The following is a 13,357-nucleotide window of genomic DNA, read 5'->3' on the forward strand; positions in this document are numbered from 1 at the left end:
GACGGGCCGGAGCGTCAACGATTTGCGGCGCTTTTCCTTGCGGCGCCTCAATGGCAATCCTACGTTGAAGCCTCACCATCAAGGAGTTTTGAATGCCTTTGACGCCGCACGAAGCCCTGATCTATCTCATGGTGATCACTTCGGCATCCGACCGCGACATGACCGATGTCGAACTGGCGCGGATCGGGGACGTCGTCCGTTCTTGGCCCGTGTTTGTCGATTTCAACAGCGACAGCCTGGTCGGCGTGGCTCAAGCGTGCCAGCAGGCTCTGCACGATAAGGACGGGCTGGAAGGCGTCCTTGCGCGCGTCGCCGATGCGCTGCCGGAGCGGTTGCGTGACACCGCCTATGCCGCCGCTTTCGAGGTCGCGGCAGTCGATCTCGAAATGCGCATGGAGGAGTTGAGGGTGCTGCAGCTCATCCGACGGGAACTCGATCTCGACACGCTCACCGTGGCGGCGATCGCCCGTGCGGCGAAGGCCCGCCTGCGCACACTGACTTAGAAAAAGCTCACCGGAAAATAGCGCAGATAGAACTCGGCGAAGGTTCCCTTGATCGAGATTTCCTGCAGCGCGTAGTCGAAGGCGGCGGCCAGCGCCGGGTCGCCCGCCCTGGTGGCGATCGCCATGCCCGAGCCCAGATATTCGGGCGCCAGATAAGGGCCGCCGGCGAAGCGGCAGCACCCGGCGGCTTCCGAGCCGCCGAGCCAGAAGGCGAAGCGCATGCCGTCGCCGAAGGCGGCGTCGATCCTGCCGGCCTTGAGGTCCGCGTAGAGGTCCTCGGGCTTGTCGAAGGGCACGACCTGCACCGTGCTGAAATAGTCGCGCAGCATCTTCTCATGCGCCGAGCCGGCGATGACGCCCACCCGCTTGCTGCGCAGCTTGTCGAGGATCGGCTCGGTAAACGCCTTGGCCTTCGGCATGATGAAGCGCGCCGGGAACTGCAGATAGGAACGCGAGAAGGCGTATTTCTCGCGGCTTTCCGGCGTCGCCGCGATGCCGGCGATGATCGCCTCGCCTTCGCCTTTCCGCAGCGCGTCGTCGAGATCGTTCCAGGGCAGCGCCTGGATCTGGCATTTCTCGACGATGCCGAGTTCGGCGCAGATCGCCCGCGCCAGGTCGATGTGGAAACCCGACAGCCGGCCGGAGCCGTCGAGGAAGTTGAAAGGCGGAAAATCGGTGGTGGTGAGGAATCTCAGCCTCGGCAACGCCGAAAGATCGGGCTTCGGCAGCCGCTCCTTGGCATCCCACAGCACCGGAACCTGCGGCTCCGCCGCGCGAGTCGCGTCGGCAAATGGCAACGCTCCGATCAGCGCCGACAGGAGGGCCAGAAATATCCATCGGAATGGCACGATAACGCTCCGCCCAATCATGTCCTTGGCTTTTCGTACGAAAACAGTGCAGGCACAATGTTTTTGATTTCAAACGGGCGAATTCGGCGTATGGTTCAGTGCGTTTGCAAGTTTCAGCGCGCGCCCGCAACAGGGGCAGGTGTCGCGAAGAAACTTGTGGTCCGGGGTTGATGGCGAAGGGTGGTTCGGGCATCTACTATCGGTACGAAAAGCAGAAGCAACATGGGGTAGATGTTGCGATGAGCATGTTCGATAGAACTCTGGAATACATCGACCAATTACAGCACGCCAACACTGCTGCGGCAGTGTGCGAGCGGCTGCTCGGCGTCACCTCGAGTTTCGGGCTGACGGCGCTGATGGCCGGAACGGTCCCGCAACCCGGCACGCCGCGCGGCCAGCAGAAGGACCATGTGCTGCTCTGCGACTGGCCGGGCGAGTGGCTGGAGCGCTATGTGGCGCGCAACTATGTCGACCATGATCCGGTCGTCAGCCACATGAAGCAATTGCAGGCCCCGTTCCAGTGGCGGGAGGCTTCCCAGGCCATCGTCATCGACAAGAGCAGCGACGAGGTCATGGGCGACGCCCGCGAGTTCAAGCTGCGCGACGGCCTCGCCTTCCCGCTGGTCACGCTCGACGGCCAGATCGTCATGGTCTCGCTGGGTGGCGAGTCCGTTGAACTGTCGGACGTCGAATTCGGAATGGTCTCGCTGGTGTCCACCTACGCCATCGGCCGCGCCATGCAGTTTCACACGATGGCCGGCAAGGTCGTCGACCACATCGAACTCACACCGCGTGAGCGCGAATGCCTGCAATGGGCAGCTGTCGGAAAGTCCGAGTGGGAAATTTCGCAGATTCTCGGCATTTCGGAGCATACCTCCGAGAAACACCTTCTCAACGCGAAGAGCAAACTGGGCGCCGCTAACCGTGTGCAGGCAGTCGCCGAGGCGATCAGGCGTGGCTATATTAGCTAAATCGGCCGTGCTGGCCCAGAAACGGTCCCATGCGCATTCGCGTAATATTTTAAGCAAGGGCGAGCGGTGTCCTTGTCTTAAGAGAGGGCTAATACTTTCTTAACGCCAAAGCAAACTGGGCGTCGCCAACCGCGTGCAGGCGGTCGCGGAGGCAGTTAGGCGCGGCTATATTGGCGGGGTCGGTCGGTGCCGACCTAAAAATTCTTGCCTACGCGATCGCGTAATATTTTCCGGAGAGCCCGGCCGTATCTTCCTCTCAAGCCCAGGAGACGGCTAATGCTTTTTTCCCTCACAACTCAGGAATTGATGGAGCGCCCCGATCTGTGGGAAGCGGTTCACCGCCTGCGCTACAAGATCTTCGTCGAGGAGATGGGCTGGACCGATCTCGACCGCCCGGACGGCCTCGAGATCGACCAATTCGATCATGACGAGGCCGAGCATCACCTCGTCATCCGCAACGGCGAGCTAGCCGGCTATCAGCGCATGCTGCCGACGACGCGGCCGCATCTACTGACCGATGTGCTGACGGACCTCTATGAGGGGACGCCGCCCTCGGGGCCGCGAGTCTGGGAGCTGACCCGCTATGCGGTGGCGCCGGGCTTCCGTGATGGCAAGCGCGGCGTCTCGACGGTCGGCACCGAGCTGATCGCAGGTTTCGTCGAATGGGGCCTCAAGCGCAACGTCAACCAGGTCATCATCGAGTTCGAACCGATGTGGGTGCTGCGCGCGCTGCAGCTGCACTTCCTGGCGACGCCGCTCGGTTACCAGCGCACCTATGGCAACCAGCAGGTGGTGGCGACGCTGCTCACCTTTTCCGAGCATACGCTGGAGGTGGTGCGCCAGCGCCGCAACCACTTCCCGCCGGTGCTGATGAGAGGCTATCCCGGCCAGCTCGGCCTCAGACAGGCTTCGTGAGGAGGTTGTCATGAGCTTCCACCCCGAACCTGAGCTGCGCGGCCACACGCTGGTCGTCACCGTGTCTTCGCATGACGGCCGGCCGGTGCTGGACAGGCACGCCTATGCGAGCCTCGCCAGGACCTTCCACGAGGCCGCCGTCAACGACGAGATTCGCGTGGTCGTGCTGCGCGGCCTCGCCGGCTGCTTTTGCCTCGGCGGCGATTTCTCGGAGTTCCTCGACGCCGCCAAGCACCAGCAGCTGATTGCCGCCGTCACCGATATGTTTCGCAGGCTTGCGACCTTTCCCAAGCCGGTCCTTGCCTGCGTGGACGGGGACGCCGTCGGCGTCGGCTGCACCATCTTGTTCCACTGCGACATGGTGATCGCCTCCAGGGGCAGCACGTTCAGGGTGCCGTTCGTCGATTTCGGCCTGGTACCGGACGCGGCGACCAGCATCCTGGCACCCCAGAAGCTCGGCTATGCCGGCGCCTTCCGCTTCTTTTGCCTGGGCGACACACTGGGCGTCGACGACGCCAAGGCGCTTGGCCTTGTCGGTGAGATCGTGGAAGGCAGCGCCGAGGAAATAGCCTTGGCGCGGGCAAGGCAGCTCGCCAAGAAGCCGGTTGCCGCGCTGTTGCAGACCCGCGGCCTGCTCAAGGGGGATACGGACGTTCTGTGCGACCGCATCGACCATGAGATATCGCTGTTCCAGCAAGCGCTGCAGGACGACGCCACGCTGAAGCGTTTGCAGCGGATCGCCCGCCTCGCGGCGTGACACCTTGGTGGAAAGTCTCAGCGCCGCGTACCCGCGAAGGTGCGCGGCGCTGTAATGTTGGCCGCCGGCCGCGGGCATGGTGCAAGCTATTTCTCCAGGAACGACGGGCCTTCCCCGATGATCTTCTTGTCGGGCTTGCCGACGGCGTCGAGGTCGCGGCCGTCATAAGGCAAGGACAGAAGGATACGCTGGATCACCGCAAGCCGCGCACGGCGCTTGTCGTTGGCGCGCACGATGATCCAGGGCGCGAACTCCTTGTGAGTGCGCTCGAACATCAGGTCGCGCGCCTTGGTGTAATCGTCCCATTTGCTGATGCCGGCGACGTCGATCGGCGAGAATTTCCAGTTCTTCAATGGCGACCAGCGGCGATCATGGAACCGTTCAAGCTGCGTCTCGCGACCGATGTTCAGCCAGAATTTGAAGAAGTGGATACCCTCGTTGCAGATCATCCGCTCGAAATGCGGCGTCTCGTCGAGGAATGTCTCGTGCTGCTCCGGGGTGCAGAATCCCATGACCGGCTCGACGCCGGCGCGGTTATACCAGGAGCGGTCGAAGGTGACGAACTCGCCGGAGGTCGGGAAATGGTCGACATAGCGCTGATAGTACCATTGGCCATGCTCCGTCGGCGTCGGCTTGGTCAGCGCCACGTTGCGCGCCGTGCGCGGGTTCATGTACTGCCGCAGGACGAAGATCGTGCCGCCCTTGCCGGCCGCGTCGCGCCCCTCGAACAGCGCCAACACCCGTTTGCCGGTCGCCTGCAGCCAGGCCTGCGCCTTGACCAATTCGATCTGCAGCCGCTCGAGTTCCTCGTCGTACTCTTCACCCTTCATCTTCTTGTCGTAGGGATAGCCGCCGGCGGTCAGCTTGTTGTCCTCGATCCAGTCCGGCAGCACCGGGTTGTCGATGTCGAACTCGCGTTCCTTACCGCCTATCCTCATCTTGATCGGTCCTGCGGCAGGCGCCGCGTCGGCATTTCCCTCGGCTTTTTTCATCGGGACGAACCTTTCCAGCTTGCGGACTCGTGCTATGGGAGCCTCTGAGGCGTTGCGTCCGTCTGGACGCGCGGTAGCACTTTGATTTTGCGCATGAACACTCCAGAAAATCGATTCCGATTTTTGGGGTCATGCGCAGGTCCAGTCGGCTGACCTTTCACCGATGGGAGATACGAGGCAGCGCATGGTCGATAAGGGCGCAGACCAGAAGGGCGCAACGCGGGCAGCCATAGCCCGGCTGCGGCGCAGCCGCTGGTTGCTGGCCGCGGCCTTGGTCGCGGTCCTCGGCGTCTATGGTTTCGGCGGCCTTTCGATCTTTGTGCCTCTGCTGGCCGTGGCGTTGCTGGTCGCGGCCGCAATGCTGCCGATCGCCGCCGAGCGCCAGTCAGCCGGCGGGACTGCCGCCGTCGAAGTCGGCGGGCTGCAGCGGCTGTCCGGCGAATATCTGGCCGCCGCCGTTGCCGATCCGCTGATCATCTTCGACCGGACCGCCACTATCGTCCACGCCAACGCCGCCGCCTTCGCCGCCTTCGGTGGGCTGGCGCCCGGCATGTCGCTATCGCTCAAATTCCGCGCTCCGGAAATGCAGGCTTTGCTTGACGGGATCGTCCCGGGAACTATGGCGTCCGATGTCGTCGACTACACGGAAAAGCTGCCGGTCGAGCGCACATACCGGGTGAGCGCGTCCTCGATCGGCCATGGCACCGATCTCTACGTGCTGGTGTTCAAGGATCAGAGTGAGGCGCGCCGCATCGACCGCATGCGCGCCGACTTCATCGCCAATGCCAGCCATGAGCTGCGCACCCCGCTCGCCTCGATCGCCGGCTTCATCGAGACGTTGCGCGGGCCTGCCCGCAACGATGCGGCAGCGCGCGACCAGTTCCTGCAGATCATGCAGAACCAGACGGGCCGCATGGCGCGCCTGATCGACGACCTGTTGTCGCTGTCGCGGCTGGAGATGAAGCCCTATCTGCGGCCGGGAACCGAAGTCGACCTTCGACAGACCATCGACAGCGTCATCGACTCGCTCGCGCCGCTGGCCAACGAGAACGGCATCGCCATCGAGCGGGACTTCATCGATGGGCCGATTTCCGTGCCGGGCGACCGCGACGAGCTCTTCCAGGTTTTCGAGAACCTGCTGGAGAATGCCTGCAAATACGGCCAGTCGGGCGGACGCGTCACCGTGTCGATAGCACACGCCGAGGACGGCCACGACCCAGGCATCGACGTGACCATAAGGGACTATGGTCCAGGCATTGCCGAGGAACACATCCCCCGCATCACGGAGCGCTTCTACCGCGTCGACGTGGAAAACAGCCGGACTCAGAAAGGCACCGGCCTTGGCCTTTCGATCGTCAAGCATATATTGACACGTCATAACGCAAGGCTGTCGATCAAGTCGGAAGTCGGCAAGGGCGCGGCGTTCACGGTTCATTTGCCGGCTCAATGATCCTATATTGGTTGGCAACCGGCATTTTCTTTTTTCTGTCATCCGGCTCGCGTATCAGCGGCAGATTGAGGGAACGCACCAGCCGGCAGGAACCGAGAAGGCATATCGATGCAGTCCGTCCACATTGTCAGTGCCTATGACGAAGAACTGAAATTCCTGTCGAAGCGCATCGCCGCCATGGGCGGGCATGCCGAGCGCATGGTCGAGCAGGCTATCGCGGCCCTCGTGAACGCCGATCCGGGTTTGGCACAGAAAGTCATCCAGGACGATCTCGTTCTCGACGAGGGACAGCGCGAGATCGACGACAAGGCGATCGTCATCATCGCCAGGCGCCAGCCGATGGCGACGGACCTGCGCGAGATCGTCGGCGCCATCCGCATCTCGGCCGACATCGAGCGCGTCGGCGATCTCGGCAAGAACGTCGCCAAGCGCGTCGCGGCGGTCATTGACGGCCGCCAGCCGAGCAGCCTCTTCCGCGGCCTCAAGGCGCTAGCCGATCTGGCGTTGACGCAGCTTAAGGAAGTGCTCGACGTCTATGCCTCGCGCTCGGTCGAGAAGATCGGCTTCGTGCGCGACCGCGACGACCAGATCGACGCCATGTACACTTCGCTGTTCCGTGAACTTCTGACCTATATGATGGAAGATCCGCGCAACATCACCCCCTGCACCCACTTGCTGTTCTGCGCCAAGAACATCGAGCGGATCGGCGACCACGCCACCAACATCGCCGAAACCATCTATTACATCGTCACCGGCGACCAGATGCCGGCCGAGCGGCCGAAGGGCGACAAGACCGACCAGGTGGTGTTGCCTGGCCCACTATCGGCCGGGTGACGCGGTATCGGCGACCCAAGATCGGCCAAGTGAAGGGCGGCCACTCGAACGGCTTTCTAATTTAGGCTAAGCTCCTCCAGGTGCAGCAGTTTTGTCAGTCGCCGTCTCGGGAGGTTTTGCGATGGAGCAAGTTCGAAACCTGACCGCGGCCCCGCAGCCGACATCCGGCATTGTTGCGTCCAGCGTCTATTCCGCCGGCAAGCGCGTCGCCGACATTACGATCGAAGAGGCCGGAATATGGGCGGCAAAGCCCGGCCATGTCGTCTGGATCGGCCTGCTCGAGCCGGACCGCAACCTGCTGCTTAGGGTGCAGGCGCAGTTCCACCTGCATGATCTGGCGATCGAAGACGCAGAACACCCGCATCAGCGGCCGAAAATCGAACAGTATGGCGATGCCTTGTTCATCGTCGCCCGCACAGCGCAACTGATCGATGGCCGCGTCACCTTCGGCGAGACGCATCTCTTCGTCGGCACCGGCTATATCGTCAGCGTCAGGCACGGCCCGTCGACCTCTTACGCCGCGGTGCGCCAGCACTGGGAAAGCTGCCCGTCCTCGCTCGCCAAGGGCGAGGATTTCGTCCTCTATGCAATTCTCGACTTCATCGTCGACAACTACATGCCTGTGCTCGAGCAGATCGAGGACGAGGTCGAGCAGATCGAGGACAAGGTGCTGCTGAAGCCGATGAGCGGTGGCGACATCGAGCGGCTCTACATGCTGCGCCGCGATCTGCTCAGGCTGCGCAACGCGGCGCTGCCGCTGGTCGAGGTCTGCCGGCGGCTGACCAGCGCCGAGCTGCCGCAGATCCATGCCGCCATGCATCCGCTGTTCCGCGACGTGACGGACCACATCCGCACCGTGCAGGAAAAGATCGACAGCCTGCGCGAGGTGCTCGCCTTCGCCTTCGAGGCAAGCCTTCTGGTCGGACAGAGCCAGGAAACGGCGATCTCCAAGAAGCTGGCCTCATGGGCGGCCATCCTGGCGGTGCCCACGGCCTTCGCCGGCATTTACGGCATGAATTTCGACGACATGCCTGAACTGAAGATGGAATACGGCTACCCGACAGTCCTGGCCGCCATCGCGCTGATCTGCGCGTTCCTGTATTGGCGGTTCAGGAAGAATGGATGGCTGTGAAATAGCGAATAGGGAGTAGCCAATAGCGATAAAGAAGCTTGTACCGGACTCGAATACCGATGTTATTCCTATTTCGTTCGCTATTCGCTATTCGCTATTCGCTATTCGCTATTCGCTATTCGCTATTCGCTATTCGCTATTCGCTATTCGCTTAGCGGCTTCTGCGCCTTTCCGCCGCCGGCTGGAACGCCACCCTTGCATGGTATTTGCAGTACGGCCCGGTTTCGCCAGCGTCGTTGCCGCAGAAGCTGAAGTCTTCCGACAGCGGATCGCCGTTGGGCCATTTGCAGGTGCGCTCGGTCAGCTCGACGAGCTGCAGGTTGCGCGAGATTGGCACGACAACGTTCTCGACCGGGCGGATATAGTGCCGCGCCACCGGCTCCGCCTCGAACTGCACCTGCAGAGCGGTCGCGCCGATGGAGGCCGTCACATGACGGGCTGCGCTGGCGGCACGAGCCACGGACTTCTGCATCGAGGCGCCCTGCGTGGCCTTCTTCTGCCGTGCCGGCGCCGCGGTCGCGCGGCCGCGGCCCGACAGTTTCAGGCGATGCACCTTGCCGATGACGGCATTGCGGCTCACACCGCCGAGCTGCGCGGCGATCTGGCTGGCGCTGAGACCCTCCGACCACAATTTCCTGAGAAGTTCGACTCGCTCGTCAGTCCAGTTCATGAGACCGCGCTCCTGCTGAGGCGTGCGGCGGTCAGAATCCTTTCCCGAGCCGGCTCTCGCCGGGCAAACGACACCACATGTACCGGGTGATTAGATCCGCCGCACGAAATCTAGTTATTTCTCGACTACAATTACCTTATGCGCTGACTCGGTGACAAGAGTCCCCAGGGCAACACCGATTCGGTTTTTACGGTTTTCCCCAACTTGCCCAACCGCTGATGGGCCGGCGTGGCGCTGGAGCCTTGCCGCGCGCTTCTGCGCGACCTTTTCGTTGACTTCATGGCCGAAAAACATGATAAGCCGCAAAGGCCGCCGCATTGGCGGCTTTTTTGATTTCCGGTTCCGGAGACGCATATAATGAGCGGTTCGGCGCTTTACGAGACTTTTGCTCGCGCACCCCTGGCCTTCGACCGCGGGGAGGGGACCTGGCTGGTCACCGACAAGGGCGAGCGATATCTCGACTTCGCCGGCGGCATCGCCGTGAACTCGCTGGGCCACAGCCATCCGCATCTGGTCGCGGCGCTCACCGGGCAGGCGGCCAAGCTGTGGCACGTCTCCAATCTCTACGAGATCCCGGAGCAGCGCCGGCTGGGCGAAAGGCTGGTCGATGCAACCTTCGCCGACAAGGTGTTCTTCACCAATTCGGGCGCCGAGGCTCTGGAATGCGCCATCAAGTCGGCCAGGCGCTATCAGTTCGTCAAAGGCCATCCGGAGCGTTTCCGCATCATCACTTTCGATGGCGCCTTCCACGGCCGCACGCTGGCGACGATCGCCGCCGGCGGTCAGTACAAATATCTCGAGGGTTTCGGTCCGAAGGTCGAGGGCTTCGACCAGGTCGCGTTCGACGATATCGATGCCGCCGAGAAGGCGATCACACCGGAAACCGCGGCTATCCTGATCGAACCGGTGCAGGGCGAGGGCGGCATCCGCCCGGTGCCGACGCAGTCGTTGAAGCGGCTTCGGCAGCTCTGTGACCGGCACGGCCTGCTTCTGATCTTCGACGAGGTCCAGTGCGGCATCGGGCGCACCGGCAAGCTGTTCGCGCATGAGTGGGCGGGCGTCACGCCTGACCTGATGGCGATCGCCAAGGGCATCGGCGGCGGGTTTCCGATGGGTGCCTGCCTCGCGACCGACGAAGCGGCGGCCGGCATGACGGCCGGCGTGCACGGCACCACTTTTGGCGGCAATCCGCTGGCGATGGCGGTGGGCAATGCCGTGCTCGACGTCGTGCTGGCCGACGGCTTCCTCGAGGACGTTCAGCGCAAGGCGTTGCTGCTGAAGCAGGGACTGGCGGCGGTCGGCGACGAATTTCCCGAGGTCATCGAAGGCATCCGGGGCACCGGCCTGATGCTTGGGCTGAAATGTGCCATGCCCAACGCCAAGGTTAACATGGCGCTGCGCGACCAGCACTTGCTTGCGGTGCCGGCGGGCGACAACGTCATTCGGCTTTTGCCGCCGCTCACCGTCACCGACGAGGAGATCGGCGAGGCGCTGAAGCGCATTCGGTCGGGCGCCAAGGGCCTGACCGACGCGATCGCGGCCGAAGCCGCGAAGTAGTTCTGGAATCTGCCGATGAGCGTTCGTCACTTCACCGATCTGTCCGCCGTTTCCGCAGGCGATCTGCGCATCATGCTGGACGATGCGATGGCGCGAAAGACCAGGCTCAAGGCCGGCGAGCGTTCGAAGCCGCTCGAGGGCAAGGTGCTGGCGATGATCTTCGACAAGCCTTCGACGCGCACGCGCGTTTCCTTCGACGTCGGCATGCGCCAACTCGGCGGCGAGACCATCATGCTGACCGGCACCGAGATGCAGCTCGGCCGTTCTGAAACCATCACCGACACCGCCAAGGTGCTGTCGCGCTATGTCGATGCCATCATGATCCGCACCACCTCGCATGACCGGTTGCTGGAACTCACCGAAAACGCGACCGTGCCGGTGATCAATGGGCTGACCGACGATACCCATCCCTGCCAGCTGATGGCCGACATCATGACCTATGAGGAGCATCGCGGTCCGGTGGCCGGCAAGACCTTCGCCTGGACAGGTGACGGCAACAATGTGCTGCACTCGCTTCTAGAAGCCTCGGCGCGGTTCCGCTTCAACCTCAATGTCGCCGTGCCGGAGGGCAGCGAGCCGTTCGAGAAATATGTCGACTGGGCGAAGGCCAATGGCGGCAAGGTGCGGTTTGCCGGCTCGGCCGAAGAGGCCGTCGACCAGGCCGATTGCGTCGTCACCGACAGCTGGGTATCGATGGGCCAGGAGCATCGCGCCCGCGGCCATAACGTCTTCCTGCCCTACCAGGTCAACGCCGCGCTGATGGCCAGGGCGAAGTCCGACGCGCTTTTCATGCACTGCCTGCCTGCGCATCGCGGCGAGGAGGTCACCGACGAGGTGATCGACGGACCGCATTCGGTGGTCTTCGACGAGGCCGAGAACCGGCTGCACGCCCAGAAGGCGGTGCTGGCCTGGTGCCTGGGCGCTTGACCGGGGTTGACTTGATCCGCGCCAACTTGATCCGGGGATGTGTGATGCCTATTTGCGGGCCATCACTGAAATCGAACGCGCTTCGACCCATGCCGCCTGGAAAGCGGGATGGACGCGCCCCGGAGTTTTGTCATGCTGGAAACGCTTTCCTTGGCTGAGCATCAACCCAAACTCGGCGAATTCGGCTTCGCCGGCGACGACCATGTCGTGCCTTACGAAGTAGCGCCCCTGGATGTGCGCGGCCGCACCGTGCAGCTCGGGCCGATGCTCGACGCCATTCTCAGCCGTCACGATTATCCCGAGCCGGTCGCGCGCCTGCTGGCGGAGGCCTGCGTGCTCACCGTGCTGCTCGGCACGTCGCTGAAATTCGAGGGCAAGTTCATCCTGCAGACGCGCACCGACGGACCGGTCGACATGCTGGTGGCGGACTTCACCACGCCGCATTCGTTGCGCGCCTATGCGCGCTTCGACGCCGACCGGCTGCAGGCACTGATTGCCTCGGGCGAGATCTCGCAGGAGAAGCTGCTCGGCACCGGCGTCCTGGCCCTGACCATCGATCAGGGCGCGCACACGCAGCGCTATCAGGGCATCGTCCAACTCGACGGCACATCGCTGGAAGAAGCCGCGCGCACCTATTTCCGCCAGTCGGAGCAGATCCCGACCGATCTGAGGATGTCGGTTGCGAAGCTGGTGACCCCGGGCCCGGGCGGGGCCCGCGAGCAATGGCGCGCCGGCGGTATCCTGGCGCAGTTCCTGCCGCAGGCGCCCGAACGCATGCGCGTGCCCGACATTTCGGGCGGGGATGGCGATCCGCGAGACGTGGCGCACGAACCGGCCGACAATTCCTGGCGGGAACTCTTGGCGCTGCTCGGCACCATCGAGCCGACCGAGCTCATCGATCCGACGGTGGGCGCCGAGCGGCTGCTCTACCGGCTGTTCCACGAGCACGGCGTGCGCGTCTTCCGCGGTGTGCCGGTTGCCGACCAGTGCTCCTGCTCGCGCGACAAAATCCGAGGCATTCTCGAAGGCTTTTCGGCCGAGGAGATCAAGGACTCGACCGAGGACGGCGGCATCCATGTCGCCTGCGAGTTCTGCTCGACGCAGTACGACTTCGATCCGGCGGAGTTTGCGGCGGAGTGAGAAAGCTCCGGTTCCTCGCCCCCGCTTTGCGGAGGCGGGGAACTCGAGTTCTTTAATTCACCGTCCTCTTCGTCCCCGGCATATCGAGCGAGAAAGCCGGAATGGCGACGTCGAACGTTTCGCCGCGGCCGTTGCGCATCGTGTAGTGGCCGACCATGATGCCGGATGGCGTCGAGAGCGGGCATCCCGACGTGTACTGATAGCTGTCGCCGGGGTTGAGCTCCGGCTGGTCGCCGACCACGCCCTCGCCGCGCACTTCTTCGACTCGGCCACGCCCGTCGGTGATGTGCCAGTAGCGCGACAGAAGCTGCACGAACTCGTCCGACCGGTTGTCGATCGTCACCTGGTAGCCCCATACATAACGGTTCTCGGACGGATCGGAACGGTCCTCCAGATAGAACGGCCTGACCTGCACTTCGATGTTGCGCGTCACGGCGCGATACATGAGCCACTCCGGTGCCGCAGGGAACATTTTAGCGCGCTTCGCGGTTCTACCTCCGCAGCGTCGCCAGCCTGCCGGCTTTTCCACCGCAAGTGCCGACAAACAATGTCATTTAAGTGACACATGACAATGTTGGTGTGCACAAACCGTGCGGGCGACTCGGGCGCTTTGTCGAGTGATGAAACGGCCGCGGGCGGCCTTTCCGGAGTGACCAGATCT

General features: G+C 63.2%; 14 protein-coding genes. 10 read left to right on the forward strand and 4 right to left on the reverse strand.

The features are described from left to right. The first annotated feature begins 92 nt into the window (after positions 1 to 92). The gene (locus tag P9228_RS05145) at positions 93 to 503 is read left to right on the forward strand and encodes a tellurite resistance TerB family protein (protein ID WP_067322705.1); all 411 of its coding nucleotides are present in this window, start codon (positions 93 to 95) and stop codon (positions 501 to 503) included. Here the strand turns inward: P9228_RS05145 and P9228_RS05150 are convergent. Continuing rightward, complete coding sequence (locus P9228_RS05150) at positions 500 to 1,372, reverse strand: transporter substrate-binding domain-containing protein (protein WP_095799364.1); 873 nt, start codon at positions 1,370 to 1,372, stop codon at positions 500 to 502. The genes P9228_RS05145 and P9228_RS05150 overlap by 4 nt on opposite strands. Before the next feature lie 218 nt (positions 1,373 to 1,590). On the opposite strand from P9228_RS05150, the gene P9228_RS05155 reads away from it, so the two are divergent. The 3 genes from P9228_RS05155 (at position 1,591) to P9228_RS05165 (ending at position 3,994) form a co-directional block, all read left to right on the forward strand. Further along, positions 1,591 to 2,322 (forward strand): LuxR family transcriptional regulator, encoded by a 732-nt coding sequence (locus P9228_RS05155; protein ID WP_127325606.1) that lies wholly within the window; start codon positions 1,591 to 1,593, stop codon positions 2,320 to 2,322. A 276-nt stretch (positions 2,323 to 2,598) separates the two neighbouring features. Next, a complete protein-coding gene (locus tag P9228_RS05160; protein ID WP_066996739.1) occupies positions 2,599 to 3,237 on the forward strand; it encodes an acyl-homoserine-lactone synthase in 639 nt (212 codons plus the stop codon). A gap of 10 nt (positions 3,238 to 3,247) precedes the next feature. Beyond that, positions 3,248 to 3,994 (forward strand): enoyl-CoA hydratase-related protein, encoded by a 747-nt coding sequence (locus tag P9228_RS05165; protein WP_127325605.1) that lies wholly within the window; start codon positions 3,248 to 3,250, stop codon positions 3,992 to 3,994. An 86-nt stretch (positions 3,995 to 4,080) separates the two neighbouring features. Here the strand turns inward: P9228_RS05165 and ppk2 are convergent, their stop codons facing one another. Beyond that, positions 4,081 to 4,986, reverse strand: a complete 906-nt coding sequence (ppk2, locus tag P9228_RS05170; RefSeq protein ID WP_067322713.1) for a polyphosphate kinase 2 — start codon at positions 4,984 to 4,986, stop codon at positions 4,081 to 4,083. Positions 4,987 to 5,170: 184 nt separating this feature from the next. On the opposite strand from ppk2, the gene P9228_RS05175 reads away from it, so the two are divergent. From P9228_RS05175 to P9228_RS05185, 3 genes are all read left to right on the forward strand, one after another. Then, complete coding sequence (locus P9228_RS05175) at positions 5,171 to 6,436, forward strand: ATP-binding protein (protein ID WP_278052605.1); 1,266 nt, start codon at positions 5,171 to 5,173, stop codon at positions 6,434 to 6,436. A gap of 108 nt (positions 6,437 to 6,544) precedes the next feature. Then, complete coding sequence (gene phoU, locus P9228_RS05180) at positions 6,545 to 7,270, forward strand: phosphate signaling complex protein PhoU (RefSeq protein WP_127215490.1); 726 nt, start codon at positions 6,545 to 6,547, stop codon at positions 7,268 to 7,270. Between the two features lie 121 nt (positions 7,271 to 7,391). Continuing rightward, complete coding sequence (locus P9228_RS05185; RefSeq protein WP_127215491.1) at positions 7,392 to 8,402, forward strand: magnesium and cobalt transport protein CorA; 1,011 nt, start codon at positions 7,392 to 7,394, stop codon at positions 8,400 to 8,402. A 151-nt stretch (positions 8,403 to 8,553) separates the two neighbouring features. On the opposite strand, the gene P9228_RS05190 is transcribed toward P9228_RS05185, so the two are convergent. Next, entirely contained in the window at positions 8,554 to 9,072 is a 519-nt protein-coding gene (locus tag P9228_RS05190; protein ID WP_066996757.1) for a GcrA family cell cycle regulator, read from the reverse strand. A gap of 357 nt (positions 9,073 to 9,429) precedes the next feature. Between P9228_RS05190 and P9228_RS05195 the strand changes: the two genes are divergently transcribed. From P9228_RS05195 to P9228_RS05205, 3 genes are all read left to right on the forward strand, one after another. Next, entirely contained in the window at positions 9,430 to 10,629 is a 1,200-nt protein-coding gene (locus tag P9228_RS05195) for an aspartate aminotransferase family protein (RefSeq protein ID WP_278052606.1), read from the forward strand. Between the two features lie 15 nt (positions 10,630 to 10,644). Then, positions 10,645 to 11,556, forward strand: a complete 912-nt coding sequence (argF, locus tag P9228_RS05200) for an ornithine carbamoyltransferase (RefSeq protein WP_278052607.1) — start codon at positions 10,645 to 10,647, stop codon at positions 11,554 to 11,556. Positions 11,557 to 11,664: 108 nt separating this feature from the next. Next, positions 11,665 to 12,696: an Hsp33 family molecular chaperone gene (locus P9228_RS05205; RefSeq protein ID WP_127247677.1), complete on the forward strand. Its 1,032-nt coding sequence runs from the start codon at positions 11,665 to 11,667 to the stop codon at positions 12,694 to 12,696. Between the two features lie 52 nt (positions 12,697 to 12,748). Here P9228_RS05205 and apaG read toward each other — a convergent pair whose 3' ends face one another. Beyond that, the gene (gene apaG / locus P9228_RS05210) at positions 12,749 to 13,141 is read right to left on the reverse strand and encodes a Co2+/Mg2+ efflux protein ApaG (RefSeq protein WP_066996767.1); all 393 of its coding nucleotides are present in this window, start codon (positions 13,139 to 13,141) and stop codon (positions 12,749 to 12,751) included. Positions 13,142 to 13,357: the final 216 nt, after the last annotated feature.

The organism is Mesorhizobium sp. WSM4898 (assembly GCF_029625845.1).
Taxonomy (GTDB): domain Bacteria; phylum Pseudomonadota; class Alphaproteobacteria; order Rhizobiales; family Rhizobiaceae; genus Mesorhizobium.